The sequence below is a fragment of the Collinsella sp. AF19-1LB genome, from assembly GCF_003459655.1.
Taxonomy (GTDB): domain Bacteria; phylum Actinomycetota; class Coriobacteriia; order Coriobacteriales; family Coriobacteriaceae; genus Collinsella.
On the sequence record NZ_QRWO01000058.1, the window covers coordinates 1 to 2791 of the forward strand.

Consider the following 2791-nt stretch of genomic DNA (forward strand, 5'->3'; position numbering starts at 1 on the left):
CGGCCACCTTGGCAGCCAGGGCCGCAGCGGCGTCACTCTCGACCTGCGCGACCTGCTCGGAGGCTGCCTGCTCGGCGGCAGCAACCTTGGCGTCCGCGTCGGCACGAGCGGCCGCGACCTCGGCATCTGCCTCGGCACGCGTCTGCGCCAGCTGCGCCGCCGCAGTCTCACGCGCCTCGACAGCGTCGGCCTCGGCAGCTTTCTTGCCCGCCTCGACATCCTCCAGCGAGCCGCGCAGTTCCTCGGCATCCGCCTCGGCCATCTGAGCGCGCTGCGTCAACGCCAGCTCGCGCGTCTTGGCCTCGTCCAGTTCGTCGGCCAGGTCGTCGCGCTCGTCGGTCAACGCGTGCGCCTGCACCTTCCAGGATTTCACCTGGCCCTGCAGCTCCTCGATCTGCTCGCGCGCCTCGGCCAGCGCCTGCTCGGCGTCGAGCTGGGCCTGCGTGACCTCCTCCACAAACACGCGGCGGACCTCGACATCGGGCAGGTCGGGGCTATCGACCTGCACCTCCTTGATCTCCTTAATAAACTTAGGCGCCACCGGCGCGTGTTGCACGCTCTCGAGCTCCTGCAGGTTGCACTCGTCATCGGTCAGGCTCTTAAAGACGGTGTAGTTGTTGATGAGGTTGGTGTACATCTGCACCATGTACTCGTCATCGAACGCCAGCGCCTGCTGCTGCACGTCGATGTTGTAGCCCACCTTGTCGTAGCGCTCCATAAACTGCCACAGCTGGTAGCACTTGCGGTAGTTGGGGTCTTTCATGATGAGGTTGGTGCGCTGAATGGGACTGCGGACCGCGCTGCACCCGTTCATTATCTGGCAAAACGACGCGCCGCGCAGCGCCATGACCAGGCGGCGCACACGGTCGATGCGCATAAAGACGTCCATGTTGTCGGCGTCGTTCTCGGCAAAGCTCTGGCGGTTTTTGATCGTCATCTCGACGTTATACTCGATCTCTTCGTACGCGTCGTCGATCTTGCTGTGCATCTTAAAGCGGTTGCGGATCTCGTTGCCCGTCGACCAAAAGATCACGTCGGTACGCTTGTCCACAAACGTCAGCAGGCGCTGAATCAGGTGGTAGATAAAGCGATTCTCGTACAGGTCGTAGGTCTCGACGGTATTGACGTTGAGGATGCGCGTGGGATGGACGCCGCCATCGTCGCTCGGCGCCAAAAACTGCGTGTTCTGGCTCAGATGGCGAACACTGTCGGCGCTGATCTTTTTGGCGAGCGAGACCGGCACCACCTCTTCCTCGGTGGTGATAAAGCGGCGGGGCTTTTCGATAATGGTGTTGATGGCGTCGAGCGAGTCCTCGATCATGCTGATCCATTCCTCGTCCACCACCTTGACGAGCTCCTCGCGCTGCTGCTCGATCGTGGTGCCCGAGGCCTGCGCCATCTCAAACAGATAGCGGAAGTAGCGGCTGTCCTCCTGGATGGGCTCCATCTGCTCGGAGAAGCTGGTATAGAGGTCCTGAATGGTCTCGGACATGGGTTACTCCATAGATTGGATCGATCGGAAAGGGGCGGGGCGACATCACGCCGCCCCGCGCTTACAGCATTAGTAAAAGTTCTGGATCCGCTGCAGGTACATGACGGAATCGGGCAGGCCGCCCTCGCCAAAGGTCTTCTCGATGTACTCGATCAGGCCCTTCATCTCGTCGCGCACAAAGCTCACGTTCATGGACTCAAACTTCTTGAGCACCTTGCGGGCGATGATGTAGTCCATACCGCCCAGCTCGGTGCCGCCGCACGCCACGTACACGGGGATAAAGTCGTACATCTGCTTGATGATACGGTTACCAAAGGCCAGCTTAAAGCGGGTCTGCAGGTACTGGTCCAGCTTGTGCATCTTCTGGAGCAGCTCGTCGTCGATCACGTACTCGACCTTGGCCTTCTGGAACAGATACTGCAGGTGGTCGGCCGTCACGTGCACGCGCTCGTGCGGCTCGCACTCAAACGCATCGGCGCGCTCGTTGAGCTCGATGGGGATCGCGCGGTCGTATACCTTGTCCGTGATGGTAAAGGTGGAGTCGTCGTTGTTGGCCGTGCCGATGAACCACAGGCTGTCGGGGATGGTGAGCTTGCCGTCGTGCAGAGCCTTGGGATCGGCGGCCCACTGGGTGGGGACCAGATCGAGTACCCACTCGTCGTGGCTGGGCATCTCGAGCACCGACAGGATCTCGGCAAAGTAGTACTCCACGCGGGCGAGGTTCATCTCGTCGAGCACGATCATGGACGGGTCCTGGCGCAGGCCCGCCTCGTACACGGCGCGGAGGAACTCGGTCTCGTTAAAGCGCTTGGAAAACTCGTTAAAGTAGCCCAGCACCTCGGTGCGATCGCGGAAGCTCGGCTGCACCGACACGATGGTCGCGGGGTTGTCCAGGTAGCGGCTAAAGCTGTAGGGCAGCGACGTCTTACCGGTACCCGAGATGCCCTCCAGGATCAGCAGCTTGGAGGCGGCCATGCCGGCCACAAAGCGGCGGATGATCTCGGGCGTGTAGTAGAGCTTCATCTGGCTGCAGGCGAACGCGCGGAAGCTGTCGACAAAGTCCTCCAGCGAGATGGCATCGTCGTAGACCGGCGATTCCCAGTCGCGGTACTTAAGGTCCACAAGGGACAACTTGGGGAAGCGGTTGGCCTGCGCAATCTCTTTTTCCTCGGCTAGGGTCTTGGCCTCAACGGTGGCCTTGGCCATGGCGGCTGCGGCGTCCTTGACGCCCGCGCCATCGAGCGCGAGCGACGCGTTGCCCGACACCACGGCAGCCGTGGCGCCCTCGCCCGCAGGCGC

2 protein-coding genes are annotated in these 2791 nt (G+C 61.8%); both read right to left on the reverse strand.

Annotated features, from left to right (window positions below; all coding sequences use genetic code 11):
• The coding region (locus DWX39_RS10640) for a DUF2357 domain-containing protein (RefSeq protein ID WP_117759921.1) at positions 1-1492 on the reverse strand (1492 nt) is incomplete at its 3' end.
• A 69-nt stretch (positions 1493-1561) separates the two neighbouring features.
• On the reverse strand, positions 1562-2791 hold a 1230-nt coding region (locus DWX39_RS11075; protein WP_117759923.1), incomplete at its 5' end, for a hypothetical protein.